Raw genomic sequence first — 25,909 nt, forward strand, 5'->3', positions numbered from 1 at the left:
CAACACAGGCAACGTAGATACCAATTCAATACCACGCAATACCAGTGATTATCGCTGATTTTTGAATTTGCTGCGCTCGCCTTGAAACCGGGACGCGGGAGCGTCCCGGCGATGCTGCTTATTTCAGCCAGCCGCGGTGGCGGAAGTACAGGAAGGGCGCGATGGCGCTGGTGATCATCAAGCCCCAGGCCCATGGATAGCCGAACGACCATTCCAGCTCCGGCATCAGCTTGAAGTTCATGCCGTACACGCTGGCGATCAGGGTAGGCGGCAGGAAGGCCACGCTGGCCACCGAGAAGATCTTGATGATCTTGTTCTGGTTGATGTTGATGAAGCCGACGGTGGCGTCCATCAGGAAGTTGATCTTGTCGAACAGGAACGAGGTGTGGCCATCGAGCGATTCGATGTCGCGCAAAATCTGGCGCGCTTCCTCGAACTGCTCAGAATTGAGCAAGCGGCCGCGCATCAGGAAGCTCACGGCGCGGCGCGTATCCATCATGTTGCGGCGGATACGGCCATTCAAATCTTCCTCGTGGGCAATAGCATTCAGCGCTTCGGCCGCGTGCGCATCGGTAAATTCCTTTTGCAGCACGCGCGTGCTGACTTCTTCCAGGTTCTGGTAGATGCCTTCGAGCACGTCGGCCGAATATTCGGCATCGGTGGCGTACAGGTCGAGCAGCACGTCCATGTAGTCGGCAATCGAGCCGGGCCGCGAACGGGCGCGCATGCGCACCAGGCGGAACACGGGCAAGTCGTCCGTATGCATGGAAAACAGGATCTTGCGGGCCAGGATGAAGGCCACGGTGATGACGCGCGACGGGCCGTCGTCCTCTTCGCGCAAGAAATCCGTGCGCAGGTGCAAGTCGCCGTTTTCCGCTTCGTAATAGCGGGCCGACGCTTCAATATCCTTGACTTCGTCTTCGCCCGGCAGGGTGACGTTGTAGATGGCCTTGACCCAGGCCCGTTCATCATCGGTAGGGTCGGTCAGGTCGACCCACACCGGTTCGGCATTTTCGAGGTCTGAGCGGCTGTCGATCGGCACCTGGTTGAGCCGGCCATTCTGTAATACAAAGACATTGATCATGCGCGCTCTCAGCCGGATGTGGGGTTATCGTGATGTGCTGGCGCTGGCGCCAAAAATGAAAACAGCGCAAGTGTACCCGCAAAGGCCTTTTCACGACCACCCCCGGCACGGCTTTTTCACGGAAAAAGTGCGGCGTTGCACCAAGGGAGGCGATTAAGATGCTGCGCCGCAATAGTGCCAATCAGGCAGCTTTAACTTTATGCAAAGGAATCGCCTCGCCATCAAGGCAATTCCGCCGCCCCCATGCGGCGCAGAATCACGCCCGTGCGCCGGTTCAGATAACCGGTATCGCGGTGACGGTCGTAAAAGCGGGGGTTCGGCAGCATCACGGCCAGTTTCGCCGCCTGCGCCGCGCTCAAGCCCGCCGCGCTGACACGGTAATAGTGGCGCGCGGCCGCTTCGGCGCCGAAGGTGCCCGTGCCAAATTCCACCACGTTCAGATAAATCTCGAAAATGCGCTGCTTTTCCATCAGGTTTTCCAGCATATACGTGATGATCAGTTCCTGGCCTTTGCGCACATAGCTGCGCGAACCGGACAGGAACAGATTCTTCGCCAGCTGCTGCGTGATGGTGGAGCCGCCCGCCACGACTTTCTGCTTCTTGCTGTTCTTTTCATATGCCTTTTGCAAGGCTTCCCAGTCCACGCCTTCGTGCTCGGAAAAATTCGCGTCTTCCGAGGCGATGATGGCCCGTTTCAGATTGTTCGAAATGCGGTTGTACGGCACCCACGTCTGCTGGATCGTGGCATTCGGATTCTTTTCCTGCAAGACAGACAACTGTTCGCGCATGAAAGCCGTGCTGGACGGGTTATGGTCGACCCACCACCAGATTTGCAGGAAGAAATACAGTTGCACGACGATAAAGGCCAGCACGGGCACGATGAACAGCCACTTGATCCAGCCATAGCCACGGCCGCTCTTGCGCGCGCCCTTCTTGCCGGCGCTCACAGGCTGCCCCGCAATTGCGCCAGCAAATCCTGCGTCTGCGGCCGCACGCCACGCCACACGTAAAACGCTTCGGCCGCCTGCTCTACCAGCATGCCCAGGCCGTCGCGCACCTGCGCGCCATGCTGGGCGGCAAAATCCATGAAGACGGTGGGCTGGGCACCGTACATCATGTCCAGCGCCAGGGTGCGGCTGCCGAAGATACCGGGCGGCACGGGCGGCAAGTCGCCCGCCAGGCTGGCCGAGGTGGCATTGATGACGATATCGAAGACGCCTTCGGGCTGCGTGAAGCCGCCGGCACGCAGCTGGCCGGAGTGCGCCAGCGCATCGGCAAACTGCGCCACCAGCGCCTCGGCCGTGGCCACGGTGCGGTTGGCAATGAACATTTCCTGCGGTCCCTGTTCCAGCAAGGGCAGCACGACGCCGCGCGCCGCGCCGCCCGCCCCCAGGAGCAGGACGCGCTTGCCGGCAATGCTCACGCCCGCGTTGCGCACGATGTCGGCCACCAGGCCCGCGCCATCGGTGTTGTCGCCAAGAATGATGTCGCCATCAAAACGCAGGGTATTGACGGCGCCGGCGGCCCTGGCCCGCGGCGTCAGCGCGGTGGCCAGCGCGCAAGCGTCGAGCTTGAAGGGCACCGTCACGTTCGCGCCCTTGCCGCCTTCGGCCGCAAAGCCGCGGGCGGCCAGCGCAAAACCGTCGAGCGGCGCCAGCCGGCGCTCATACACGATGGGCTCGCCCGTCTGCAGGGCAAACGCGGCGTGGATCAGGGGGGACTTGCTGTGGGCGATGGGATTGCCGAAGACGCAATATTGATCGGGGTTCATCTCTTGCTTGTTCAATTGCTGCCGCCAGTCAGGTTAGCTTCCATTTTTTCTTCGCGGGTAAATTTGAAACGGGTGATGACGACCCACAGGTCATCTTTATCACTCGACAACATATTCGGTGGGAAACGGCCGAACGGCGCCGCGCGGCGCACGATGGCCAGGGCTGCCGCGTCCAGCGCGGGATTACCCGAGCTTTTTTCCACGCGGACGCCGCCCTCTTTCTGGTAAATCGTGCCGTCCTGGAAGATGGGGATGTAGACGACCAGTTCGCCATACATCTTGCGGCCATTGTTTTGCGGGAAATTCAGGGTGCCGATTTCCTCGATACGCTTTTGCAGGGTCTTGTAATACATGGCATAGCCGACCTCCTGCGTACTGGGCGTAATAAAGGTCTTGCGCGGGCGCTTGTTCTGGTCTTCCACGGTCTGGCTGATCTCGGCCGCCATGCGGGCGATGGCCTTGCTGCTTTCCATCAAGTCCGAACCGGAGGCCAGGGGATTGGGCTTGTCTTTTTCCGTGACGGGCGCGGCGCTGTAGGGCGTCGGTTTGGCCGCCTGCGTCAGCAGTTCCTGCTGCTTCTGCTCCAGCTCGGCGATGCGCCGGGCGCTGGCCTTGACGCTGTCGCCCTCTTCCACCTTGCGCATGTCGGGCAAGGGCGACTTGGCGCGGCCCTTGTCGGCCTGACCACCGCCATCGAGGTTGGCTTGCGCCAGGGCATCTGCCTTCAGCGGCTTGTCCGCATGCTTGGCATTGACCAGTATCACTTCCAGGCCGGGATCGGTGGCGACGGCCCGCTGCGGGGCCGGGGCGACAAAATGCATCGCCAGCAAGGCGCCGTGCGCCAGCAGCGATACCGCCACGGCGATCATCAGGAAACGATTCTCTCGGAAAGACTTCACGCGCAACCCAGTTAGCAACAAGCACACCATACAAGATGGCTGAATTCTACGTCAAAGGGCGACGCGGGAAACAGTTTTAGTCCCGTTTTTCACGCCGCCCCGCGGCCTTACTTGACCTCGGGCTCGCTGACCACGTCTTCGCTGGCCAGTTCCGCCACTTCCGCGTCCGCGTCGCTGACCTGGTTCGCCGCTTCCGGCGAAGCTTCTGCCGCCGCGTCGCCCTCTTCCACACCTTCGTCGCCCGATTCCTCTTCGTAGTCGAGCTCGGCATCGGCCGCCGCATCGGGCACGGCGGCGATTTCCAGCAAGCGCGCTTCGATGCTCAGGTCGACTTCATCCCAGCGCAAGAGATCCAGCTTGACCTGCACACCGCGCGCCACCGATGGCATGCCCGGCAGCTTGATGACCAGCGGAATGTCGACCAGGCGCAGGATTTCATCTTTCAGCACGACGGCATCGACCTGGCGCGCGTTTTCCTGGTGCAGCCAGCGCAAGCACCAGTAGCGCTCCATATTCGACTGGAAATCACCATACGCGGCATACGCGGCGTCGAAGGCCGAGACGATGGCGAACAGATTCGCATCGCGCGGCTTGAACGGGGCCACCAGCGGCGCCGTCACGCCATGCTCGGCGCAGGCGATGATTTGCCACTGGTTCACCAGGTCCGTGTAGCGGCGCAAGGGCGAGGTGCTCCACGCGTATTGATCCACGCCCAGGCCCTGATGCGGCGCCGCATGGGTGACCATGCGCACCTGCATCTTTGCCGCCCAGCTATTGCCGCTGCCGCCGCCCTGACTGCGGTAGATGCCAGGCACGCCATGGTCGTGCAGCATCTTGCCCCAGGTACTGTTGGCAAAGATCATCAATTCGGCGACGATCTTGTCCAGCGGTGCGCCACGCTTGCGGCGCGCCACGGTGACGATGTCGTTTTCCACATAAAAGTTGAAATCGACGCGGTTATTCTGTTCCGGCTTCAGGCCAAACGCTTCGCGCTTCTTCATGCGGCCCTGTTCCAGCTGCTGCGCCCATTGCCACAGGATGGCGAAGTCGGCCTTGTGCGGATAGTCGCCTTCGCCGCTGGCCAGGGTTTCCTCGTTGACAAGGTCGTCGAGCTGGTTGTGGCGCAAGTTGCTGGCAATCGGCACCAGCTCGGCGCGCGTCTGCGTGCTGACGACGGCCCAGTCGGCTTTCGGGTCCAGGGTCGCGTACAGCGACAGTGCCGGGCACGTCGTGCCTTCCGCCAGGGTAAACGCATTGACGATTTCGTCCGGCAGCATGGTGATCTTATCGCCCGGCATGTAGACGGTCGACATGCGCTGGCGCGCCATCTTGTCGATCATGTCTTCCGGACGGATGCCCAGGCCCGGCGCGGCGATGTGAATACCCACTTTCACGGTACCATCCGGCAAGGGCTGCACGGAAAACGCATCGTCGATCTCGGTGGTGGTTACGTCGTCGATCGAGAAGGCGGCCACGTCGGCCAGCGGCAGCTTGGCTGTCACGGACGGCACAGGGACGCTCGGGAAACCGGCGCCCTTGGGGAAATTTTCGAAGAGGAACTTCGACAGGTGCAAGTCTTTCGGCGAAGCGATACCACCGACGGCCAGCATCAGGCGCGGCGGCGTCGTGTGCAATTCCGTGCACGCCGCTTCCAGCGCCTTGTATTCAATCGTGTTCTTGTCCGGCTTGAACAGCAATTGCAGCACCATGGGCTGCATCGAGGCGGGCAAGCGGTTCTGTTTCAGTTCTTCCACATAGCCTGCCTGCACCAGGGCCTGCTGCTTTTTCTTTTCGATGCCGGCCAATGCCGCCTTCAAGGACGCTTCCGGCGCCGCCTTGTAGCGGCCACGGCCCTTCTTGTAGAAATACACGGGCGCCGAATGCAGGGCGAGGATCAGGCCGGCCGCTTCCGGCGGCAGGGGGGCATGGCCGAAATACTCGGCGCCCAGCTCGGCAAAGCCGAACTCGTCTTCGCCCGCCACTTCCCACAGGAAATCGAGGTCGATCTCGGCGGCAACAGCCTTGGCTTGCTCGAGCAACTCGGCCGGGGCCGGCTTTTCATACTGCAGCAACACATCCTTGACCTTGACCTTGGTGCGCTTGCCGCTGGCCATTTCGACCTGGTAGGCTTCACCCGCTTGCGACAGGACCGTGCCGACCTTGAAATCGCCGGATTCTTCAAAAAATAGATTCATTGTTATGCTTTGTTTATTAGTGTGTCGGTTGCAGCGGTGCGAGCGACGGACGTCAACTCGAGCACCGCCGGCAAAAATACTTCTGTTACCAGCAGCAAGCCCTGGTGACGCTGGTACAGGCAGCGGCGGGCAAAAAACAGCGACTTGGCATCAAAGCGCCGCCCTTCCAATGCCAGTGCCGCCTGCGCCCGCTGCACCAGCGGGTGCCCGGCGCGCAAGCGGGCAAATTCCAGTGCACCGCGGCGTACCATGCGGTCGCCAAACAGGGTCGTGCCCAGCGAACGCTCGCCCAGCGCGGAAAACAGGGGCCAGTCCGTGGCCGTCGCCTGCATGGGCACGACGGTATGGCCAAACACGGCCGGTCTGTTATCACAACGCAACAGCACTTCGCGCTCCCATACCCGGCCCGCGCGGTGCAAACCAATGATGGCGGCCTCGTCGCTCAAGCAGCGTGCCGTTTCCTGATGCAAACATTGCACGCGGAACGCCTGGCTGTGCGCTTTCAGCTTGGCCGTCAGCGAACCGCCGCCCGTGAGCCAGTGGCGCAGGGCCGGCGGCGCATTGACGGCGTTCACGTGCGCATGCCATTGCGCCTGCCGCAGCGAACCCGGCCTCACTGGGCAGAGTCCGCGTCGATGCCGCAAAAGGCCAGCACGGGCGCCACGTATGCGGCAAATTCGCTGATGCCATGGTCGCTGCCGTCGATGACGCACTGCCGCGCACCCTGATAATGCGCCACCATATCGCGGTAGTCGAGCACTTCATCGCCGGTGGCGGCAATCAGGAAATAGCGTTGCGGCTCAGTAATTTTCTCTACAGCAAAGGTTCCAAGTTCGGCGATGTATTCGCGCTTGAACTCGAATGGCTTGTCCGAATGGAACTCCGTCGTCACGCCCACATGCTGCTCCAGGTCGATCAGGGGCACGATGGCAGGATTGAGCAGCACGGCGCGGCAACCGAGCCGCTCGGCCAGCCAGGTGGCGTAATAGCCGCCCAGCGAGGAGCCGATAATCGTCAGGTCGGCCGGCGCCACGTCTTTCACTAATGACAAGGCCAATTCAATGGCCAGCTTGGGCGAAGCCGGCAATTGCGGGCACAGCCACTGTGCTTCACGGCCCAGCGCCTGCATCTGCGCGGCCAGCAGGCGCGACTTCATCGACAGGGGCGACGAGCGGAATCCATGCAGGTACAGAATCATCGGCCCAGCGCCTCCAGCAATTTCTGGTGCACGCCGCCAAAGCCGCCGTTGCTCATGACCACGATCTGGTCGCCGGGACGGGCGCTGGCGGCCACGGCTGCCACGAGGGTATCGATGTCTTCATAGGCGCTGGCAATCTTGCCCAGCGGCGCCAGTGCGTCGCCCAGGCTCCAGCCCAGCGCGGCATGGCTGCCAAAACCGAAGACCAGATCGGCATCCTTGAGGCTGCCCGGCAACGCCTCTTTCATGGCGCCCAGTTTCATGGTGTTCGAGCGCGGTTCCAGCACGGCCAGGATGCGGCCGCTGCTGCCAATTTTTTGGCGCAAGCCGCCCACGGTGGTGGCAATGGCCGTCGGATGGTGCGCGAAATCGTCGTACACGGTGATGTCGTTGACCACGCCGCGCACCTCCATGCGGCGCTTGACGCTCTCGAACGTGGCCAGCGAGGCGCACGCCTGGGCAATGGGCACACCCACGTGGCGCGCGGCGGCGATGGCCGCCAGCGCATTGCTGCGGTTGTGCTTGCCCGTGAGCGCCCAGGCCACATGGCCTTCCTGCTGGCCATTGAAATACACGTCGAAGCTGCCGTCGGCCTGCTCTTGCAGTTGCCAGTGAGCATCTTGACCAAAACTTTCCTGTTCGCTCCAGCAACCGCGTGCGAGCACGCGCTGCAGCGACGCTTCGTCGCCGTTGTACACGAGGCGGCCGATGCCGGGCACGGTGCGCACCAGGTGGTGGAATTGCGTCTCGATCGCGTGCAGATCGGGGAAGATGTCGGCGTGATCGTATTCCAGGTTATTCATGACGGCCGTCTTCGCGTGGTAATGCACGAACTTGCTGCGCTTGTCGAAGAAGGCCGTATCGTATTCGTCGGCTTCGATGACGAAGAAGTCCGACTCGGCGCTCTTGCCGTCGATCTTGCCGGACAGGCGGGCGGAAATGCCAAAGTTCATCGGCACGCCGCCGATCAAAAAGCCCGGCGCGTAGCCAGCGTCTTCGAGTATCCAGGCCAGCATGGCTGATGTTGTCGTCTTGCCATGCGTACCGGCCACGGCCAGCACCCACCGATTGCGCAGGATGTGTTCGCCGATCCATTGCGGGCCCGATACATAGGGCAGGCTGCGGTTGAGGATTTCTTCCACCAGCGGGTTGCCGCGCGAGACGACATTGCCAATCACATACAAATCCGGGTTCAGCTTGGTCTGTTCCGGATCAAACCCTTGGATCAGTTCGATTCCCTGCGCTTCCAGCTGGGTGCTCATCGGCGGATAGACGTTGGCATCGCAACCGGTGACTTTATGGCCGGCTTCCTTGGCCAGGACGGCCAGGCCGCCCATGAAGGTACCGCAAATACCGAGAATATGAATATGCATGTGATCAGTGCGAAAGGTGCACGCTTAAGTAAGTAAGACGGTGAGATAAAAAACAGCAAGTGCAGGATTTTACCTGACGCCATGACTTTTTCCGCTTCGGAGTATCATCTCGCTCATGACGAACGATGCATTTGACGATAGCGCGCAGTTGCGCCTGGAAATCGCCGCCGCTGCCGCGCGCCTTGTGGCGCAGGATGGCGCCGACTATGGCAGCGCCAAGCGCAAGGCGGCGCGGCAAGTCCTCGGTGACGCGCCGAACCTGACCAATGTACTGCCTGACAACGACCTGATCGAGGAGCAGGTGCGGCAATACAATGCCCTGTTCCTGGCCGACAGCCAGCCGGCACGGCTGTTCCAGCTGCGCACGATTGCGCTGCAGGTCATGGAAGCGTTGCAACAATTTCATCCCCTGCTCAGCGGCCCCGTGCTCAATGGCACGGCCGGCCCCCACGACGAGATCTATTTGCAGCTGTTTGCCGAGAGCGCCAAGGAAATCCACATCTTCCTGCTGAATAAAAATGTCGTGCTCGACATGTCGGAAAGCCCGCATTTCAAGGGAGCGCGTTATGATGCGGTCGAGACAGCCAGTTTCTTGTGGAAAAACGAAGGCGTGCACGCCGCCATGTATGAGCTCGACGATATGCGCGGCGCGCTGAAAGCCAAGGCGGACGGCAAGGTGCTGCGCACCGATATCGCCGGGCTGCGCAGCCTGCTGGCCGCCAGCCTTGCCGATGGCGTGCCGGCTGCCGACTAACATTGATATAGATAAAGTTATGACAAAAAAGAATTGGATCGCCTGCGCCATCGTCGCGCTGATGTTTGGCGGCATGGGCGCCTACGTCGGTTTAAGCAAGGAAAAAGCGAAAGCAGCGGGACCGCTGACGACCACGATCGCGCCAGGCGCGACGGGCCCCGTCAACGAGCTGTATGCGCTGTCTTTGCCGGACGCGGCGGGCGCCACGCAAGCCTTGTCGCAATGGAAAGGCAAGAATTTGCTGGTCAATTTCTGGGCGCCGTGGTGCCCTCCTTGCGTGGAAGAAATGCCGGAGTTATCCGAAGTGCAAGGCCACTATGCGGCAAAAAACCTGCAGGTGATCGGCATCGGCATCGATTCGGCCAGCAATATTGCCACTTTTGCCAGCAAATTCAAGATTGCCTATCCCGTGTATGTCTCCGGCATGAGCGGCACCGACCTGTCGCGCCATTTTGGCAATGCCACGGGCGGTTTGCCCTTTACGGTGCTGATCGGCGCCGATGGCGAAGTCAAAAAGACCTATCTGGGCCGCTTGAAATTTGATCAGTTACGCGCCGATCTGGATAAATTGTAAATTCGGAGCGTGCTTTTTTCTCTTGCCAATGCGTATCTTTGGCGGCAAAATGCGGAACTTTCGCTAAAACGGTCTTCCATACATGGCAAAAAACCTCCTTCTGCTCAACGGTCCCAACCTGAATTTGCTGGGAACGCGCGAGCCTGAGGTCTACGGCGCCAGCACCTTGGCCGATATCGAGCAGGCAGCAATGGCGCAAGCCATGGCGGCCGGTGCCGACCTGGTCTGCTTTCAAAGCAACCACGAAGGCGCGCTGATCGACCGCATCCATGCCGCGCGAGCGGAAGGGATCGATGCCATCGTCATCAATCCGGGCGGCCTGACCCATACCAGTGTTGCCTTGCGCGATGCGCTGGCCGGGGTCGCCATCCCGTTCGTGGAAGTCCATATCTCGAATATTTATCAACGCGAAACGTTTCGACATCACTCATTTCTCAGCGCGATCGCGCAGGGGACGATCTGCGGGCTAGGTATCGATGGATATCGGTTTGCCATCGACTTTGCGCTTAAAAAACGTTAATCTACGCGATCTGCACGCATTTAGCGCGGCGATAGGCTCTTGGACATCACCGCATCACTCATAAAACAAACTACATTCCTAGGGGTTTTACATGGATCTACGAAAACTCAAGACCTTGATCGACCTGGTCGCCGAATCGGATATCGCAGAGCTGGAAGTTACCGAAGGCGAAAGCAAGGTTCGCATCGTCAAATCGTCGGCCATGCCGCAAAACCAGATGGTCATGATGCAGCCGCAAGGCATGCAAGCGCAATACCAGCCAGCCGCGCCAGCCGCCGCTCCCGCTGCGGCACCTGCCGTCGTGGTCGCCGCCGAGCCAACGGGCTATGTGGTCAAGTCGCCGATGGTCGGTACCTTCTACCGTTCCTCCGCTCCTGGCAGCGCCGCCTATGTTGAAGTGGGCTCGACCGTCAAGGAAGGTGATACCCTGTGCATCATCGAAGCGATGAAGCTGCTGAATGAAATCGACTCCGATAAAGCCGGCGTCGTGACCCAGATCCTGGTCGAAAACGGCCAACCGGTCGAATTCGGTCAACCCTTGTTTGTGATCGGCTAAAACCCAGTCCACACGGCCGGCAACGGCCGTTTGCAGTTTTAGCCCCTCACACTTGTTGTTTCGCCGGCTCGCCGGCTCTCACAGACATACGCGAACCTACCATGTTTGAAAAAATCCTGATTGCCAACCGTGGTGAAATTGCCCTCCGTATTCAGCGCGCCTGCCGCGAAATGGGCATTAAAACGGTTGTAGTCCACTCCGAAGCCGACAAGGACGCGAAATACGTCAAGCTGGCCGACGAATCCGTTTGTATCGGTCCGGCACAGTCGACCCTGAGCTACCTGAACATGCCCGCCATTATCAGCGCCGCTGAAGTGACGGATGCGCAAGCGATTCACCCAGGCTATGGCTTCCTGTCGGAAAATGCCGACTTTGCCGAACGCGTCGAGAAATCGGGCTTCGTCTTCATCGGCCCCCGCTCCGAATCGATCCGCCTGATGGGCGACAAAGTATCGGCCAAGCAAACCATGATCAAGGCTGGCGTACCGTGCGTACCCGGCTCCGAAGGCGCGTTGCCGGACGATCCGAAAGCGATCGTGCAAATTGCCCGCAAGATCGGCTACCCGGTCATCATCAAGGCCGCCGGCGGCGGTGGCGGACGCGGCATGCGCGTGGTGCACACGGAAGCTGCCCTGATCAACGCCGTGGCGATGACCAAGACGGAAGCGGGCACCGCTTTCGGCAACCCTGAAGTGTATATGGAGAAGTACCTGGAAAATCCGCGCCACGTGGAAATCCAAATCCTCGCCGACGAACACAAGAACGCCGTCTGGCTGGGCGAGCGCGACTGCTCCATGCAGCGCCGCCACCAGAAAGTGATCGAAGAAGCACCGGCGCCGGGCATCCCGCGCAAACTGATCGAGAAAATTGGCGACCGTTGCGCCGAAGCCTGCCGCAAGATCGGCTACCGCGGCGCCGGCACGTTTGAATTCCTGTACGAAAACGGCGAGTTCTATTTCATTGAAATGAATACCCGCGTGCAGGTGGAGCATCCCGTCACCGAGATGATCACCGGCATCGACATCGTGCAGGAACAGATCCGCATCGCCGCCGGCGAAAAACTGCGTTTCCGCCAGCGCGACGTCTTGCTGTCGGGTCACGCCATCGAGTGCCGCATCAATGCGGAAGACCCGTTCAAGTTCACGCCATCGCCAGGCAAGATCGTGTCTTGGCATGCGCCGGGCGGCCCTGGCATCCGCGTCGACTCGCACGCCTACGCCGGCTACTATGTGCCGCCGCATTACGACTCGATGATCGGCAAAGTGATCGCTTACGGCGCCACGCGCGAACAAGCGATCCGCCGCATGCAGATCGCCCTGTCCGAAATGGTGGTCGAAGGCATCAACACGAATATCGCCCTGCACCGCGAACTGATGATCGACGCGCGCTTCATCGAAGGCGGCACCAACATTCACTATCTGGAACAGAAACTGGCCGACATGCCGGACCTGGGCAAGAACCTGAATGGCGGCAGCCCCAGCATCGCCAAGAAGTCCGAAATCAAGGCGGGCGCATGAGCTGGACGGAAATCGTCATCGAAATCGCCCGTGACAACGCCGAGGCCATGTCCGACGCGTTGATGGAAGCGGGTGCCCTGTCGGTATCGGTGGAAGACGCCGATGAAGGCACGGATGCCGAGCAGCCGCTGTTTGGCGAGCCCGGCATGGAACCGAAGGAAGCGGCGTGGGAACGCAGCCGCGTGGTGGCGCTGACGGACGTCGACGCAGACCAGGCCGCCATCGTGGCCGCCGCTGCGCAAGCGGTCGGCATGACGGAAGTGCCCGCCTTTAGCATGCGCCCCGTGGAAGAGCAGGACTGGGTGCGTTTGACCCAGTCGCAATTCGCCCCGATTCACATCGGCAAGAATATCTGGGTCGTGCCCAGCTGGCACGAGGCACCGGACCCAAGCGGCCTGATCCTGGAACTGGATCCGGGCCTGGCCTTCGGCACGGGCAGCCACCCGACCACGCGTTTGTGCATGGAATGGCTGGAAGCCCATCCTGCCCCAGGCAAGACCGTGCTCGACTACGGTTGCGGTTCCGGCATCCTGGCCATGGTGGCCAAGAAACTCGGTGCGCAAACGGTGGCCGGCGTCGATATTGACCCGCAAGCGATCGAATCGGCGCGCGACAATGCCGAGCGCAACCAGTGCGAGATCGAATATTTCTTGCCAGACACGTTTGCCACGTCGGCACACGCCACGGCCAAGTTTGACATCGTCGTCGCCAATATCCTGTCGAGTCCATTGAAGCTGATGGCGCCGATGCTCTCGGGCCGTGTCGCCGACGGCGGCGCGCTGATCCTGTCCGGCGTGCTGGCACGCCAGGCGGAAGAAGTGGCCGCTGCCTACGCGCCATTCATCGAGCTGGGCGTATGGGCCGAGCAAGACGGCTGGGTGGCCCTGCATGGCCGCCTGGGTGCAACGCAAGCGCCTGCGCCCCGCGCGGAAGGTGCATAAGCACAGCAATGGCCCTCGCCACCAAATGCCCCCATTGCAACACGATATTTCGGGTCGCTGCTGACCAGTTGAAGTTACGTGGGGGCATCGTGCGCTGTGGCACGTGCAGGGAAGTGTTTGACGGCAATGCCGCGCTGGTCGATCCAGCCGCGGCATCGCCGTTTTTAACATCCGCTCCCGGTACTGCCGCCCCGCCGTCAAGCAGTTATCTGGCCGACAACAGCCTGCCGTCCGCCACGGACGACGAACCCATCTACTCCCTCGACTTCGACACCTCGTTTGACCCGTTTGGCATCCTGCCGGAAACGGCGAAGCTCAAGGATGACGCGGACGATGGCGAGCACATCGAGCTGGACCTCGACGTCAGCCTGCCTGAAGAGGCAGCAGCCGACGCACCGCCCGAACTGCCCGAAGAAACACCGGCAGAAACACCGGCCGAGCTGCCCGAAGCACCGTTGCCCCAGCCAATGGCGCCCTTCAAGCGCCGCCAGGTCGATGACGCGCCCGCCTTTGCCACGTATTTGCGCGACAGCCGCCGCGAACCGAATCTGGAAACTGGCGCCGCAGCGGCGCCGCCCGCGACCGAAAAAGTCAGCCTGGACAAGCCCGTGCCGCCTGCGCCTGCCGCAGCCAGCCCCGCGCGCCGCGAACCCACGCTGGCCGACCATGCCTTCACGCCGCTGCCCGCCGCCGTTGCGCCGGCGCCAGCCGATGAGCAGGAAGAACCCATCCTGCCGCCGGCCGACGACGAACCGGCTTTCGTCACCCAGGGCCGGCGCCGCGAACAGAGCAGCAAGGCCCTGCGCGTGGCCATGGCCGCCGGCTCGGTGGTACTGCTGCTTTTATTATTCCTGCAGGTAATGACCACCTTCCGCAATCCGCTGGCGGCGCAATTTCCGCAGTGGAAGCCGACCCTGGTCACGCTGTGCAAGCTCAGCGGCTGCCAGGTCGACTTGCCGGCGCAGATCGAGGCGTTGGCCATCGAGCAGGGCGAGCTGCAGACCCTGAAGGAACAGACGTTTTCCTACGTCTCGCTGCTGCGCAACCAGAGCCGCAGCGTGCAAGCCTGGCCCAGCATCGAACTGATTCTCAACGACGCGAACGACAAGCCCCTCTTGCGCCGCGTGATCGCGCCGCGCGACTATCTGCCGGCCGCTATCGACGTGAACACGGGGTTTGCGCCGCGCTCGGAACAAACCATCAAACTGTATTTTGCATTAGACCAGCTCACGGCGTCTGGCTACCATATCGCCATCTTTTACCCTTAACAGGCACTATCATGACCAAAACATCGCTGATCTGCGGCTCGCTTGCCACCGACACCATCATGCAATTCCCCGGCCGCTTCGGCGAATCCCTGCTGGCCGACCAGTTGCACAAGGTGAACGTCTCCTTCCTCGTGCCCACCATGCGCACAGAGTTCGGCGGCTGCTCGGGCAACATCGCCTACAGCCTGAAAATGCTGGGCGGCGACCCGCGCATCGTCGGCGTCATGGGGCAAGATAGCGCCGCCTACCTGGAGCGCCTGCACAAGCTGGGCATTTCCACCGCCAACATCCTGATCAAGGCCGACAGCTACAACGCGCAGTGCTTCGTCACGGCCGATGCGGACAATAATCAGATCAACGCCTTCCACCCGGGCGCCATGTCGTTCGCGCATGAAAACCCGATCGCCAATGCAGGCCCGGCCAAGGTCGCCATCATTTCGCCGGACGGCGACCAGGGCATGCTCAAGCACGCCGCCGACTTGGCCGAGCTGGGCATTCCCTTCATGTTCGATCCGGGCCAGCAGTTGCCACGCTTCAATGGCGAACAGTTGATCGACTTCATCAACAAGGCCACGTATGTGTCGGCCAACGATTATGAGATGGAAATGTTGATGGAACGCACGGGATTGACCCTGCCGGACATCGCCAGCCGCCTGGAAGCGCTGATCGTCACGCGTGGCGAAAAAGGTTCGGAGATCTATACGGACGGCAAGCGCATCGACATTCCTGTCGTGACCGCCAAGGAAGTGCTGGACCCGACCGGTTGCGGCGACGCCTACCGTGCCGGCTTGCTGTTCGGCATCACCAACGACCTGGGCTGGGAAACCAGCGGCCGTCTGGCCAGCTTGCTGGGCGCCATCAAGATCGCCACCCAGGGCGCGCAAAACCATGTGTTTACGCCGGAGAGCATCGCCGAGCAGTTCGAAGCGGCATTCGGTTACCGCTATTAATATGTAGGTCGGGTTCGTGGGGGATGTCGGGTTACGCTACGCTAACCCGACCTACGCCCTCACATCACCATCATCGCAGCACAATAATCATCCCCACCAGCACTTGCGCAATCTGCAACAGGATCAGCGCCACCAGCAGCGACAAATCCAGACTGCCCACCAGCGGCACCACCTTGCGAATCGGACGCAGCAGCGGCTCGTTCAGGGCCCGTACGAACGGCGCCAGCGGCGCATGCGGGTTGACCCAGCTGAAGATGGCTTCGATGATCAGCAAGGCCATGAAACCGTAGAGTATCCATTGCAGGAAGCGTTGCAGCGACTTGAGCAGCACCACTTCGACGGGAGCGCCGGAAATAAACAGCACCGAGCTGGCCAGCAGCACGATCAGGAAGGCGCCGATCAGGCTGGCCCAGTCATACCCGCCCACGCCCGGCACCACGCGGCGCAGGGGGCGCACCAGCCAGTCGGACAATTGAAACGTGAATTGCGCCACCGACGAGGGCGGCCGCACGCGCACCGCCTGCATCCAGAAGCGCAGCAGCAACACGCCGCCCAGCAAGGTGGCGATGGTATCAACGATCAATGTAAGGATAACGATCAGCACGACTAATTCTCCAAAAAAAAAACCGCTGTGTGATTGAGTCACACAGCGGCGTGTTGCCTCATCCAGGCACCCGTATCGTTGGAATTACGATGGGCGGGTGCTGGTTGGGAATGGCCAGGCTGCAGCCGGTGCCAACACGGTTTTTGCTACAGGTGCGATAGGTGCCGATGGCTTGGCGACAGGAGCTGCCTTCTTCGGTGCGGCCTTTTTAGGCGCGGCCTTCTTGGCGGCTGGCTTGGCGGCCACGGCGGCTGGTGCCGCTGGAGCTGCTGCCGGCGCTGCTGCTGGTGCGGCTGCCACGACTGGCGCTGCGGCTGGTTTGGCGGCTGGCTTGGCGGCAGGTTTCGCTGCTGCTTTCGCTGCCGGCTTGGCCGCTGGCTTGGCTGCAACTTTTGCTGCCGGCTTCGCTGCTACCTTGGCCGCTGGCTTGGCTGCAGGTTTTGCTGCTACCTTGGCGGCAGGTTTCGCTGCTGCTTTGGCGGCTGGCTTCGCTGCGACCTTGGCCGCTGGCTTGGCTGCCGCTTTTGCTGCCGGCTTCGCTGCCACCTTGGCTGCTGGCTTGGCTGCTGGCTTGGCTGCTGGCTTCGCCGCTGCCTTGGCCGCTGGCTTGGCTGCTGCCTTAGTTGCTGGCTTGGCTGCCGGCTTCGCTGCGACCTTGGCCGCCGGCTTCGCTGCTACCTTGGCCGCTGGCTTCGCTGCTGCTTTTGCTGCTGGCTTGGTTGCTGCCTTGGCTGCTGGCTTGGCTGCTGCCTTGGCGACGACTTTTTTCGCTGCTGGCTTGGCGGCCGCTTTGGCGGCCGGCTTCGCTGCTGCCTTGGCTGCAGGTTTCGCTGCGGCTTTTTTCACTGCTGGCTTGGCGACAGCTTTTGCTGCTGGCTTCGCTGCGACTTTGGCGGCCGGCTTGGCTGCAGGTTTTGCTGCGGCTTTTTTCGCTGCTGGCTTGACTGCTGCCTTGGCGGCCGGCTTGGATGCTGCCTTGGCTACAGGTTTCGCTGCGGCTTTTTTCACTGCTGGCTTGGCTGCTGCTTTGGCGGCTGGTTTTGCCGCGGCTTTTGCTGCTGGCTTGGCCGCTGGTTTGGCTGCGGCTTTTTTCGCTACAGGCTTGGCTGCTGCCTTGGCTGCAGGTTTTGCTGCGGCTTTCGCTGCCGGCTTGGCCGCTGGTTTGGCTGCGGCTTTCGCTACTGGCTTGGCAGCCACTTTTGCTGCAGGCTTGGCTGCGGCTTTGGCGGCCGGTTTTGCGGCTGGTTTCGCTGCGGCTTTGGCAGCTGGTTTAGCGGCAACCGTCTTCGCTGCGGCTGCCGGCTTCTTCGCGGCAGGAGCAGCCTTGGCGGCTGGTTTCTTTACTTCTGATTTCTTAGCGGCTGTTGCCATTTGTCTCTCCTTCATCTGAGATGAGAAATTTAAGCTACAAGATTTAAACCCGTCCGACCCACCACAGGGATAGGCCAGGCGAATTATTCATCGGCACAAACGGTCGTTTGCGCTAATGAATTCGGCACCAGCTGAACTGCTGCAACTCCTCACGTTTGCAGCACTTCAGCCATCGTCGGTGCCACCCTGCTTTATCTCGCAGCTGGTGGCAAAGTCTGAATTCGGTCATTCGTTTTCGATGCCGTGCGTTTTTTCGCTCCTCGCATCGCGCTCGCCACAACACCGATGCGTCAAATAAAAAACCGCCATGCCTGAAAAAATTCGGGCACGGCGGCAGACGAAAACGGTGTGGTTTTGTGCATATCCGTGTAAATCTGTATCCCTGTTTTGCGAGGTTTTTTCGCTACCGCGCTGGTTAAAAAACCCCGCATTCTAACGCTCGCATTTGCAATCTCATAAAGTACACGAAAACCTTGTCAATGCGCAACCGGCACGACACGTTTTCGCCCGCTTTTTTGCACGATACGCGTGCTATCGCACAATCGCGCGGCAAATGCCGCCACCAGCGTCTCCGGAAAAGCTTTTTCGGGTGTGCGATGCGGCCATGCGCGGCATCCGGAAATCCTGGCGCAGGCCTCGTCGCATGCACCGATGGTGCACGCATTTTTCCGCCGCCACGCACGCAAAAAAAAAGCGCCGTCACGATGACGGCGCTTGTTGGCGTAGCCTGAAAAAGGATTACTCCCAGTTCAGCGCACCACCCGTTTGATACTCGGTCACGCGGGTCTCGAAGAAGTTGCGTTCCTTCTTCATGTCGATCATCTCGCTCATCCACGGGAATGGATTTTCTTCCTGGGCGAACAGCGGCTCGATGCCGATCTGCTGCGCGCGGCGGTTGGCGATGAAGCGCAAATAGCCCTTGAACATCGGCGCGTTCAGACCCAGCACGCCGCGCGGCATGGTGTCTTCCGCGTACGCGTATTCCAGTTCCACGGCCTTCATGAACAGGTCCTTGATCTCTTCGCGGAAGGCGGCCGTCCACAGCTGCGGGTTTTCCATCTTGATCGTGTTGATCAAGTCGATGCCGAAGTTGCAGTGCATCGATTCGTCGCGCAGGATGTACTGGTACTGCTCGGCCGCGCCCATCATCTTGTTCTGGCGGCCCAGCGCCAGGATCTGCGTGAAGCCGACGTAGAAGAACAGGCCTTCCATCAGGCAGGCAAACACGATCAGGGATTTGAGCAGCTTCTGGTCGTTTTCCACCGTGCCGGTAACGAAGGCCGGGTCGGTCAGGGTGTTGATGAACGGGATCAGGAATTCATCCTTGTCGCGGATCGACTTGACTTCGTTGTAGGCGTTGAAGATCTCGCCTTCGTCCAGACCCAGCGATTCGACGATGTACTGGTAGGCGTGCGTGTGGATCGCTTCCTCGAACGCCTGACGCAGCAGGTACTGGCGGCACTCGGGCGCCGTGATGTGGCGGTAGGTACCCAGCACGATGTTGTTGGCGGCCAGCGAGTCGGCCGTCACGAAGAAGCCCAGGTTGCGCTTGACCAGGCGGCGCTCGTCGTCCGTCAGGCCGTTCGGGTTTTTCCACAGCTCGATATCGCGCTGCATGTTCACTTCCTGCGGCATCCAGTGGTTGGCGCAGCCGGCCAGGTATTTGTCCCACGCCCACTTGTACTTGAACGGCACCAGCTGGTTGACGTCCGTCTTGCCGTTGATGATGCGCTTGTCGTCGGCATTCACGCGGCGCGCCACTTGCTCGGCGTTCGCTTCGGACGGCTCGGCGCCGGCCGGCAGGTTCAAATCGGTATTTCCCAACGGCGCTTGCTGCGCCGGACGCGGCACAGCTGCCGACGTGGTTTCATCATCCCAAGACAACGACATATTCTTCTTCCTTTCCATGCCGGCGAGCCGGCGATCCGCAACAGGCCCGTTGAATCGGACAATACGGACATTGACAACATTGAATCAGCCCAGAAGTTCTGGGCTGACAACTAAAATCTTACTGGCAGGCTTCGCACTCTTCGAAACCGTCATCACCGGGACGCAGATAGCAGGCTTCGCCATCGGCGTCATCCGCCGCCGCTGCCACTACCGGCGCCACGGTCACTGCTGCTGCCGCCACAACGGCTGCCTGGGCGCTCTGTGCGCTGGCCGACATGCCGCCGTCGACTGCCACGGCGTTCAGCGCGCCCGTCTTGGAAGTCGATTTCTCCATGTGGGTGGCGGCGATGGTACGCAGGTAGTAGGTGGTTTTCAGGCCACGCAGCCATGCCAGCTTGTAGGTCTCGTCGAGCTTCTTGCCCGAAGCGCCAGCCATGTAGATGTTCAGCGACTGGGCCTGGTCGATCCACTTCTGGCGACGCGAAGCCGCTTCCACCAGCCAGCTTGGCGACACTTCAAAGGCGGTGGCGTAGATGTCGCGCAGGTCTTGCGGGATGCGGTCGATCTTCACCAGACTGCCGTCGAAGTACTTCAGGTCGGAGATCATGACTTCATCCCACAGGTCGCGCGCCTTCAGGTCGCGCACCAGGTAGCCGTTGATCTCGGTGAATTCGCCCGACAGGTTCGATTTCACGTACAGGTTCTGGAACGTCGGCTCGATACAGGCCGAGACGCCGATGATGTTCGAAATCGTCGCCGTCGGGGCGATCGCCACGCAGTTCGAGTTGCGCATGCCGAACTTGGCGATGCGCTCGCGCACCGGCGTCCAGTCCATGACCGACGAGGAATCGACTTCCAGGTAACCGCCGCGCTCTTCGGCCAGCAGTTTCACCGAGTCTTGCGGCAGGATGCCGCGGTCCCACAGCGAACCTGCGTACGATTCATAGCGGCCGCGCTCTTCGGCCAGTTCCGTCGACGCCAGGTAGGCGTAGTAGCAGACGGCTTCCATCGAGGTGTCGGCGAAGCTGACAGCCGCGTCCGAGGCGAACGGCACGCGCATCATGTGCAGGCAGTCCTGGAAGCCCATGATGCCCATGCCGACCGGACGATGGCGCATGTTCGAGTTGCGCGCCTTGTCGACGGCGTAGTAATTGATGTCGATGACGTTGTCGAGCATGCGCATGGCGGTGCGGATGGTCTTGGCCAGCTTGACGTGATCGAGCTTGCCTTCCTTCATGTGCGCCGGCATGTTGACGGAACCGAGGTTGCAGACGGCGATTTCGTCAGGGCCCGTGTTCAGCGTGATTTCCGTGCACAGGTTCGAGCTGTGGACGACGCCGACGTGCGACTGCGGGCTGCGGATGTTGCAAGGATCCTTGAACGTGATCCATGGGTGGCCCGTTTCAAACAGCATCGACAGCATCTTGCGCCACAGGTCCAGCGCCGCGATCTTCTTGAAGACGCGGATTTCGCCGGCGGCGGCCTTGGCTTCGTAGCCCAGGTAAGCCTGTTCAAAAGCCTTGCCGACCTTGTCGTGCAGGTCAGGCGTGTCCGACGGCGAGAACAGGGTCCAATCGCCTTTTTCCATGACGCGCTTCATGAACATGTCGGGAATCCAGTTCGCCGTGTTCATGTCGTGCGTGCGGCGGCGGTCGTCGCCCGTGTTCTTGCGCAGGTCGAGGAATTCCTCGATGTCCATGTGCCAGGTTTCCAGGTAGGCGCAGACGGCGCCCTTGCGCTTGCCGCCCTGGTTGACTGCCACGGCCGTGTCGTTGACCACTTTCAGGAACGGCACCACGCCTTGCGACTTGCCGTTGGTGCCCTTGATGTGGGCGCCCAGGGCGCGCACCGGCGTCCAGTCGTTACCCAGGCCGCCGGCGAACTTGGCCAGCAGCGCGTTGTCCTTGATGGCGTCGTAGATGCCTTCGAGGTCATCGGAGACGGTGCTCAGGTAGCACGACGACAGCTGCGAGCGCAGGGTGCCCGAATTGAACAGGGTCGGGGTCGAGCTCATGAAGTCGAACGAGGACAGCAGGCTGTAGAACTCGATGGCGCGCGCTTCGCGGTCCGCCTCGTTCAGCGCCAGGCCCATGGCCACGCGCATGTAGAACGCTTGCGGCATTTCAATGCGCACGTCCTGGATGTGCAGGAAGTAGCGGTCGTACAGGGTTTGCAGGCCGATGTAGCCGAATTGCAAGTCGCGGTCGGCGACGATGGCTTTGGCCAGGCGCTCCAGGTCGAAACTGGCGAGTACCGGGTTCAGCAGCTCGGCGGCGATGCCCTTGGCGATATATTGCGGGAAATACGTCAGGTATTCGGCGGCGGCCGCCGCTTGCGGCACTTCCTTGCCGAACACTTCCTTGCGCACCGTGTGCAGCAGGATGCGGGCCGTGACCTGGCTGTAGGCCGGGTCTTTTTCCATCAGCGCGCGCGCCGCCAGGATGGCCGACTTGTGCAGCTCTTCGACGGGCACGCCGTCGTACAGGTTCTTCACCGTTTCAGCCAGGATGGCGTCGGCATCGACGTGCTTTTCCAGGCCGGCGCAGGCGGCGTTGATCAGGTCGCGCACTTCCTGCATGTCCAGCAGGCGGCGCACGCCGTTGTCGGTGACATTTAATTGTGGTGCGGAAACTTGTGCGGACGCGCCTTGCGCTTCCTTCTGCAGGCGGCGCTCTTCCATATGCTTGGCGCGGTACAGCACGTAGGCACGCGCCACGTCGTGCTCGCCCGAACGCATCAGCGACAGTTCCACCTGGTCTTGCACGTCTTCGATATGGAAGGTGCCGCCGCCCGGATGGCGACGCACCAGCGCGGCGACGACGCCGTCCGTCAGTTGCTCCACCAGTTCGCGGATGCGTGCCGAGGCGGCGCCCTGGCCGCCGTTAACGGCCAAAAACGCCTTGGTCATGGCGATGGCGATCTTCGAAGGCTCAAATGCCACCACCGCGCCGTTGCGGCGGATGATGCGATAGTCGCCCAATGCCGCGCCCGTGCTCGCCACGCTGTTGGCCGCGCCTGGCGCTGGCGATACTGGCGTTGGATGGATGGAAATATCTTGTGGTGATTGCATTGAAGCTCCCGTTGTCAGCTAAAGTCAGCCTGCAGTTTTGCTGCCGCGTGTGTTGTTGAATAGAACGCCCGATGGTCAGGGTTTCTTCAGGTATTTGTTGCTAAATAGTAAATTTATAATGCATAAAACAGGTCAGTATCCATAGCGCCACACCGTACTGCCCGGCTGGCGCAAAACATGATCAAGGGTGATAAACCGCCAGTTCCAGTGCTTTATCAGCAATCTGGGTAGCTTTGATAATAATTCTGAAAACGTCTGTGATGGCACTAGATATAGTCTTTATATCCAACTTCTGCACTAATTGTAGTGCCCATCGAAGGGCGATGCAATAGTTTTCCAGCATCCGTCGGCGTAATTTTTTGTATTTTCATATACGATTTCGGTTGACTTTTCAGGGCATGGATGGAAAGCCCAATCCCCGCGAAGTAAGCGCTAACGCAGGCTGCCCGCGCAGGGTTTCCAGCCAGCACTCTTGATAAAAATGCCAGTCAAAAAACGGCCCCGGATCCGTCTTCCTTCCCGGTGCGATATGCTCGTGGCCGCGCACATGGGACAGCCCGTGGCGCGCCACCAGCGCCGCCGTCAGCGCCGCCAGCACATGGTATTGCCGCCGCTGGAAAGGCACATCGTCCGCGCCCTCCATTTCGATACCGATGGAATAGCCATTGCACTGCGGGCGTCCTTCGAACACGGACGCGCCCGCATGCCAGGCACGTTGATCAGTAGAAACATATTGCAACAACGCACCATCGCGCCGCACAAAAAAGTGCGCCGACACCTGCAAGCCACGCAGGTCGGCGAAGGAAGGATCGGCATTATAATCTACCCGGCCCGTAAACAAGTCCGACACATGCGGCCCGCCAAAGCGGCCACCCGGCAAGCTGATGTTATGAATCACCAGCAAGTCGACTTGCGCACCGTCCGGACGCGCATCACAGTACGGCGAGTCATAGCGCAGCGCGCCGTCGCACCAGCCGTCTTCATCTATCGTCCATCCGCTCATCAAGTAATTCTTCCTGTATCGTCAATTTCTGCATGCGGTAACGCAACTGGCGCACGCTCAGGCCCAGCTGACGCGCCGCCCGCGCGCGGTGATAACGCGCCTGGACCAGCGCCTGCATGATCATGTCGCGCTCGGCCTGACGCAAATACACGTCCAGCGGCAGGACTGGGCCCACGCCATATGCCGCCATGCCGGGCAGGCACAGTTGCCGTTCCGGCAAGTCCGGCAATGCCGGCGCCGCCCGCAACGGCATGCTGCCCGGCGCGGATGGCAAGGCCAGCCCGTCGAGCGCGATCACGCCGCCGTCGGCAAAGGCCAGCGCCCGCTCCAGCACGTTTTCCAGTTCGCGCACATTACCGGGAAACGCATACGCGGCCAGGGCCGCCAGCACGGGCGGCGCCAGGCTCACGGCCCGGCGTGGCGACAGGCGCGCCAGGATCACCTCACATAATACCTGCAGATCGCCGCGCCGTTCGCGCAGCGGCGGCAGCGCCAGTTCGATCACATTGAGGCGGTAAAACAGATCCTGGCGAAAGGTGCCGGCGGCCACGCCGCGCGCCAGGCCATGCTGGCTGGCGCACAGGATGCGCACGTCGACGGCTTCGTCGGCACTGCCGCCCAGCTTGCGCACGCGGCGCTCCTGCAGCACGCGCAACAGTTTCACCTGCATGGCCAGCGGCAGGTCGTCAACTTCGTCGAGCAGCAGGCTGCCGCCATGGGCCGCCTGGAACAAGCCCTGGCGCTCGTGCAGCGCGCCCGTGTAGGCGCCCGGGCGGCAGCCAAAGAATTCCGCTTCCATCAGCGCTTCGGGTATGGCGCCGCAGTTGACGGCGATAAACGGGAAGCCGGCGCGCGCGCCCTGCGCATGGATGGCGCGCGCCGCCAGTTCCTTGCCCGTGCCCGATTCGCCGCGGATGGCCACCGGCGCGCCGCAGCGGGCGATGCGGCTTATCTGCGCGCGCAGCGCCTGCATGGGCAAGGAATTACCGCTCAGTTGCGGCGCCGGCGGCATGCCGGTGGTGGTCACGGTCTGCTGGCTGGTGCGGGGACTGGACATGGGAGCGCGCCTTTCTGCAATGGCGGTGGCGAACCGCCTGCTGCAGATGCTACGCCGGACGAATGCCGGAGGTCGTTACGATACGGATGAGCAACGCGCGCGAAGCTGCGCGCTTGCCCTTACACGGTGGCGTGCGCGTGGCTGCAGTAATCGTGACCCTTGGCCTGCACGTTTTCCGAGGCCGGATAGTAGACGCCGCAATGGGCGCAGCACAGCATCAGCTCGGCATCGGGCAATTCCTGCGGCCGGCCCGGCGGCGCAAACGGATTCGGCGGCTGCTGCGCGCGGGCGCGCTGCTGCATGCCCCGGATCTTGCTGCGGATAGCAAACAGCACCAGGAACACCAGCGCCAGCCAGAATAAAACACGTGTCATGCGAATCCTCGGTGTAAAACCACTTCCAGTACAAAACGGCTGCCGACATAGGCCAGCAACAAGGTGGCGAAACCGGCCAGGGTAAAACTCAGGGCCGTCTTGCCGCGCCAGCCGCGAAAGCGGCGCCCCGCCAGCAGGGCGGCAAACAATAGCCACGACAGCATGGTAAACACGGATTTGTGATCCCAGTTGAGCGCCTTGCCAAATAATTGCTCGGAGAACACGATGCCCGACAGCACGGTCAGGCTGAGCAAAATAAAACCGAGGCCAATCATGCGGAACAGCAGCTTTTCCATCGTCAGCAGGGCGGGCAGCTGGTCCAGCGCCGTGCCGATGAAGCCGCGGCTTTCGCTGCGCGTATGCAGCCGCGATTCCTGCAGCGCCATCAGCACGGCGTGAAAGGCGGCGATCGTCAAGGTGCTGTAGGCGAGCACGGCCACGGCAATATGCCAGCCGAAGACGGCCGACTTGCCTTCCATGCTGACCTGGCTGCCGGGAAAGGCCCAGGCCAGGCCGATGGCGATGACGGCGCTGGGCATGACCATGCGGCGCAGTCCATCCAGGCTGAAATTGCGGTTCTCTATCCAGTAAGCGCCCACCGAGACCCACAGCGCGGCCGACAGCATGGCGGAAAAACCGAAGCGCAAGGTGCCCGGCGCCATCAGGTCGAACCACAGGGTGGCGGCGTGCGCCAGCCAGGCGACGCCGGTCAGGCCGGCAATGAGCCGGGCACGGGACGAGGGAAGCACGGCGCACGCCGCGTACAACAGGGCGGCGATGAAAAAGAAATAGATCTGCATAGTTTAAGTTTACACCATAGCCGGCAAGCGCGATTCAAGCGACAGTATGGGCTGCAGGCAATTCGCCGCCAGCCGATACCGCAAGCCTGCCATGATATCGTGCCTCGGGCGCGGCGGGGTGGCGCACCCTCAAGATTTCG

General features: G+C 61.4%; 25 protein-coding genes. 10 read left to right on the forward strand and 15 right to left on the reverse strand.

Going from position 1 to position 25,909, the window contains the following annotated elements:
• Window positions 1–118: 118 nt before the first annotated feature.
• The 8 genes from corA to mpl form a co-directional block, all read right to left on the reverse strand.
• Window positions 119–1,084: a magnesium/cobalt transporter CorA gene (gene corA / locus AC1Q6X_RS20750; protein ID WP_492498281.1), complete on the reverse strand. Its 966-nt coding sequence runs from the start codon at window positions 1,082–1,084 to the stop codon at window positions 119–121.
• Between the two features lie 221 nt (window positions 1,085–1,305).
• Complete coding sequence (mtgA, locus tag AC1Q6X_RS20755; protein WP_492498320.1) at window positions 1,306–2,046, reverse strand: monofunctional biosynthetic peptidoglycan transglycosylase; 741 nt, start codon at window positions 2,044–2,046, stop codon at window positions 1,306–1,308.
• Window positions 2,028–2,855 (reverse strand): shikimate dehydrogenase, encoded by an 828-nt coding sequence (gene aroE, locus AC1Q6X_RS20760; protein WP_492498282.1) that lies wholly within the window; start codon window positions 2,853–2,855, stop codon window positions 2,028–2,030. The genes mtgA and aroE overlap by 19 nt, the downstream gene beginning before the upstream one ends.
• An 11-nt stretch (window positions 2,856–2,866) precedes the next feature.
• On the reverse strand, window positions 2,867–3,724 hold the full coding sequence (locus tag AC1Q6X_RS20765) for an energy transducer TonB family protein (RefSeq protein ID WP_492402366.1): 858 nt from the start codon (window positions 3,722–3,724) through the stop codon (window positions 2,867–2,869).
• Window positions 3,725–3,861: 137 nt separating this feature from the next.
• The gene (locus AC1Q6X_RS20770; protein ID WP_492498283.1) at window positions 3,862–5,949 is read right to left on the reverse strand and encodes a ribonuclease catalytic domain-containing protein; all 2,088 of its coding nucleotides are present in this window, start codon (window positions 5,947–5,949) and stop codon (window positions 3,862–3,864) included.
• 2 nt (window positions 5,950–5,951) lie between these two features.
• Window positions 5,952–6,566 carry a chorismate--pyruvate lyase family protein gene (locus AC1Q6X_RS20775; protein WP_070222145.1) on the reverse strand — a complete coding sequence of 205 codons (615 nt, stop codon included), beginning with the start codon at window positions 6,564–6,566 and terminating at the stop codon, window positions 5,952–5,954.
• Complete coding sequence (locus AC1Q6X_RS20780) at window positions 6,563–7,147, reverse strand: YqiA/YcfP family alpha/beta fold hydrolase (protein WP_099410772.1); 585 nt, start codon at window positions 7,145–7,147, stop codon at window positions 6,563–6,565. Before AC1Q6X_RS20780 ends, AC1Q6X_RS20775 begins: the two co-directional genes overlap by 4 nt.
• Window positions 7,144–8,520, reverse strand: coding sequence for a UDP-N-acetylmuramate:L-alanyl-gamma-D-glutamyl-meso-diaminopimelate ligase (mpl, locus tag AC1Q6X_RS20785; protein ID WP_492498284.1), 1,377 nt, complete (start codon window positions 8,518–8,520; stop codon window positions 7,144–7,146). Before mpl ends, AC1Q6X_RS20780 begins: the two co-directional genes overlap by 4 nt.
• 115 nt (window positions 8,521–8,635) lie before the next feature.
• On the opposite strand from mpl, the gene AC1Q6X_RS20790 reads away from it, so the two are divergent.
• From AC1Q6X_RS20790 to AC1Q6X_RS20825, 8 genes are all read left to right on the forward strand, one after another.
• Window positions 8,636–9,274 carry a hypothetical protein gene (locus AC1Q6X_RS20790; protein ID WP_492498285.1) on the forward strand — a complete coding sequence of 213 codons (639 nt, stop codon included), beginning with the start codon at window positions 8,636–8,638 and terminating at the stop codon, window positions 9,272–9,274.
• Between the two features lie 19 nt (window positions 9,275–9,293).
• Complete coding sequence (locus AC1Q6X_RS20795; RefSeq protein ID WP_070222153.1) at window positions 9,294–9,848, forward strand: TlpA family protein disulfide reductase; 555 nt, start codon at window positions 9,294–9,296, stop codon at window positions 9,846–9,848.
• An 82-nt stretch (window positions 9,849–9,930) separates the two neighbouring features.
• Window positions 9,931–10,368 carry a type II 3-dehydroquinate dehydratase gene (gene aroQ, locus AC1Q6X_RS20800; RefSeq protein ID WP_034746628.1) on the forward strand — a complete coding sequence of 146 codons (438 nt, stop codon included), beginning with the start codon at window positions 9,931–9,933 and terminating at the stop codon, window positions 10,366–10,368.
• A 91-nt stretch (window positions 10,369–10,459) separates the two neighbouring features.
• Window positions 10,460–10,924, forward strand: a complete 465-nt coding sequence (gene accB / locus AC1Q6X_RS20805; RefSeq protein WP_070222155.1) for an acetyl-CoA carboxylase biotin carboxyl carrier protein — start codon at window positions 10,460–10,462, stop codon at window positions 10,922–10,924.
• Between the two features lie 101 nt (window positions 10,925–11,025).
• Entirely contained in the window at window positions 11,026–12,441 is a 1,416-nt protein-coding gene (gene accC, locus AC1Q6X_RS20810) for an acetyl-CoA carboxylase biotin carboxylase subunit (RefSeq protein WP_070222157.1), read from the forward strand.
• Window positions 12,438–13,382, forward strand: a complete 945-nt coding sequence (gene prmA, locus AC1Q6X_RS20815) for a 50S ribosomal protein L11 methyltransferase (RefSeq protein ID WP_070222159.1) — start codon at window positions 12,438–12,440, stop codon at window positions 13,380–13,382. Before accC ends, prmA begins: the two co-directional genes overlap by 4 nt.
• Window positions 13,383–13,390: 8 nt before the next feature.
• On the forward strand, window positions 13,391–14,650 hold the full coding sequence (locus AC1Q6X_RS20820) for a DUF3426 domain-containing protein (RefSeq protein ID WP_492498286.1): 1,260 nt from the start codon (window positions 13,391–13,393) through the stop codon (window positions 14,648–14,650).
• 11 nt (window positions 14,651–14,661) lie between these two features.
• Window positions 14,662–15,600 carry a carbohydrate kinase family protein gene (locus AC1Q6X_RS20825; RefSeq protein ID WP_492498287.1) on the forward strand — a complete coding sequence of 313 codons (939 nt, stop codon included), beginning with the start codon at window positions 14,662–14,664 and terminating at the stop codon, window positions 15,598–15,600.
• A gap of 70 nt (window positions 15,601–15,670) precedes the next feature.
• On the opposite strand, the gene AC1Q6X_RS20830 is transcribed toward AC1Q6X_RS20825, so the two are convergent.
• The gene (locus tag AC1Q6X_RS20830) at window positions 15,671–16,204 is read right to left on the reverse strand and encodes a YggT family protein (protein ID WP_227742044.1); all 534 of its coding nucleotides are present in this window, start codon (window positions 16,202–16,204) and stop codon (window positions 15,671–15,673) included.
• Window positions 16,205–16,458: 254 nt separating this feature from the next.
• Between AC1Q6X_RS20830 and AC1Q6X_RS20835 the strand changes: the two genes are divergently transcribed.
• Both AC1Q6X_RS20835 and AC1Q6X_RS20840 read left to right on the forward strand, forming a co-directional pair.
• The gene (locus tag AC1Q6X_RS20835; RefSeq protein WP_492498288.1) at window positions 16,459–16,827 is read left to right on the forward strand and encodes a hypothetical protein; all 369 of its coding nucleotides are present in this window, start codon (window positions 16,459–16,461) and stop codon (window positions 16,825–16,827) included.
• A gap of 32 nt (window positions 16,828–16,859) precedes the next feature.
• Complete coding sequence (locus tag AC1Q6X_RS20840) at window positions 16,860–17,594, forward strand: hypothetical protein (protein WP_492498289.1); 735 nt, start codon at window positions 16,860–16,862, stop codon at window positions 17,592–17,594.
• A gap of 719 nt (window positions 17,595–18,313) precedes the next feature.
• Here the strand turns inward: AC1Q6X_RS20840 and AC1Q6X_RS20845 are convergent.
• From AC1Q6X_RS20845 to AC1Q6X_RS20870, 6 genes are all read right to left on the reverse strand, one after another.
• Window positions 18,314–19,465: a ribonucleotide-diphosphate reductase subunit beta gene (locus tag AC1Q6X_RS20845; RefSeq protein WP_070218582.1), complete on the reverse strand. Its 1,152-nt coding sequence runs from the start codon at window positions 19,463–19,465 to the stop codon at window positions 18,314–18,316.
• 118 nt (window positions 19,466–19,583) lie between these two features.
• On the reverse strand, window positions 19,584–22,535 hold the full coding sequence (locus tag AC1Q6X_RS20850; RefSeq protein WP_492498290.1) for a ribonucleoside-diphosphate reductase subunit alpha: 2,952 nt from the start codon (window positions 22,533–22,535) through the stop codon (window positions 19,584–19,586).
• Window positions 22,536–22,926: 391 nt separating this feature from the next.
• Window positions 22,927–23,538 (reverse strand): 1,6-anhydro-N-acetylmuramyl-L-alanine amidase AmpD, encoded by a 612-nt coding sequence (gene ampD, locus AC1Q6X_RS20855; RefSeq protein WP_070310136.1) that lies wholly within the window; start codon window positions 23,536–23,538, stop codon window positions 22,927–22,929.
• A complete protein-coding gene (locus AC1Q6X_RS20860; protein ID WP_492498291.1) occupies window positions 23,516–24,595 on the reverse strand; it encodes a sigma 54-interacting transcriptional regulator in 1,080 nt (359 codons plus the stop codon). Before AC1Q6X_RS20860 ends, ampD begins: the two co-directional genes overlap by 23 nt.
• Window positions 24,596–24,714: 119 nt before the next feature.
• Window positions 24,715–24,969 (reverse strand): PP0621 family protein, encoded by a 255-nt coding sequence (locus AC1Q6X_RS20865; RefSeq protein ID WP_070218586.1) that lies wholly within the window; start codon window positions 24,967–24,969, stop codon window positions 24,715–24,717.
• The gene (locus AC1Q6X_RS20870; RefSeq protein WP_070288603.1) at window positions 24,966–25,769 is read right to left on the reverse strand and encodes a cytochrome C assembly family protein; all 804 of its coding nucleotides are present in this window, start codon (window positions 25,767–25,769) and stop codon (window positions 24,966–24,968) included. The genes AC1Q6X_RS20865 and AC1Q6X_RS20870 overlap by 4 nt, the downstream gene beginning before the upstream one ends.
• Window positions 25,770–25,909 lie beyond the last annotated feature (140 nt).

Source organism: Janthinobacterium sp. GW823-FHT06H09, assembly GCF_058794735.1.

Bases quoted from the DNA above. Each gene is read 5' to 3' on its own strand.
- AC1Q6X_RS20820 (WP_492498286.1), top strand. From the start codon at position 13,391: ATGGCCCTCGCCACCAAATGCCCCCATTGCAACACGATATTTCGGGTC.
- AC1Q6X_RS20790 (WP_492498285.1), top strand. From the start codon at position 8,636: ATGACGAACGATGCATTTGACGATAGCGCGCAGTTGCGCCTGGAAATC.
- AC1Q6X_RS20825 (WP_492498287.1), top strand. From the start codon at position 14,662: ATGACCAAAACATCGCTGATCTGCGGCTCGCTTGCCACCGACACCATC.
- accB (WP_070222155.1), top strand. From the start codon at position 10,460: ATGGATCTACGAAAACTCAAGACCTTGATCGACCTGGTCGCCGAATCG.
- AC1Q6X_RS20795 (WP_070222153.1), top strand. From the start codon at position 9,294: ATGACAAAAAAGAATTGGATCGCCTGCGCCATCGTCGCGCTGATGTTT.
- AC1Q6X_RS20765 (WP_492402366.1), bottom strand. From the start codon at position 3,724: ATGATCGCCGTGGCGGTATCGCTGCTGGCGCACGGCGCCTTGCTGGCG.
- AC1Q6X_RS20845 (WP_070218582.1), bottom strand. From the start codon at position 19,465: ATGTCGTTGTCTTGGGATGATGAAACCACGTCGGCAGCTGTGCCGCGT.
- AC1Q6X_RS20865 (WP_070218586.1), bottom strand. From the start codon at position 24,969: ATGACACGTGTTTTATTCTGGCTGGCGCTGGTGTTCCTGGTGCTGTTT.
- aroQ (WP_034746628.1), top strand. From the start codon at position 9,931: ATGGCAAAAAACCTCCTTCTGCTCAACGGTCCCAACCTGAATTTGCTG.
- AC1Q6X_RS20770 (WP_492498283.1), bottom strand. From the start codon at position 5,949: ATGAATCTATTTTTTGAAGAATCCGGCGATTTCAAGGTCGGCACGGTC.
- accC (WP_070222157.1), top strand. From the start codon at position 11,026: ATGTTTGAAAAAATCCTGATTGCCAACCGTGGTGAAATTGCCCTCCGT.
- mpl (WP_492498284.1), bottom strand. From the start codon at position 8,520: ATGCATATTCATATTCTCGGTATTTGCGGTACCTTCATGGGCGGCCTG.
- corA (WP_492498281.1), bottom strand. From the start codon at position 1,084: ATGATCAATGTCTTTGTATTACAGAATGGCCGGCTCAACCAGGTGCCG.
- AC1Q6X_RS20860 (WP_492498291.1), bottom strand. From the start codon at position 24,595: ATGTCCAGTCCCCGCACCAGCCAGCAGACCGTGACCACCACCGGCATG.
- ampD (WP_070310136.1), bottom strand. From the start codon at position 23,538: ATGAGCGGATGGACGATAGATGAAGACGGCTGGTGCGACGGCGCGCTG.
- AC1Q6X_RS20870 (WP_070288603.1), bottom strand. From the start codon at position 25,769: ATGCAGATCTATTTCTTTTTCATCGCCGCCCTGTTGTACGCGGCGTGC.
- prmA (WP_070222159.1), top strand. From the start codon at position 12,438: ATGAGCTGGACGGAAATCGTCATCGAAATCGCCCGTGACAACGCCGAG.
- aroE (WP_492498282.1), bottom strand. From the start codon at position 2,855: ATGAACCCCGATCAATATTGCGTCTTCGGCAATCCCATCGCCCACAGC.
- AC1Q6X_RS20850 (WP_492498290.1), bottom strand. From the start codon at position 22,535: ATGCAATCACCACAAGATATTTCCATCCATCCAACGCCAGTATCGCCA.
- AC1Q6X_RS20780 (WP_099410772.1), bottom strand. From the start codon at position 7,147: ATGATTCTGTACCTGCATGGATTCCGCTCGTCGCCCCTGTCGATGAAG.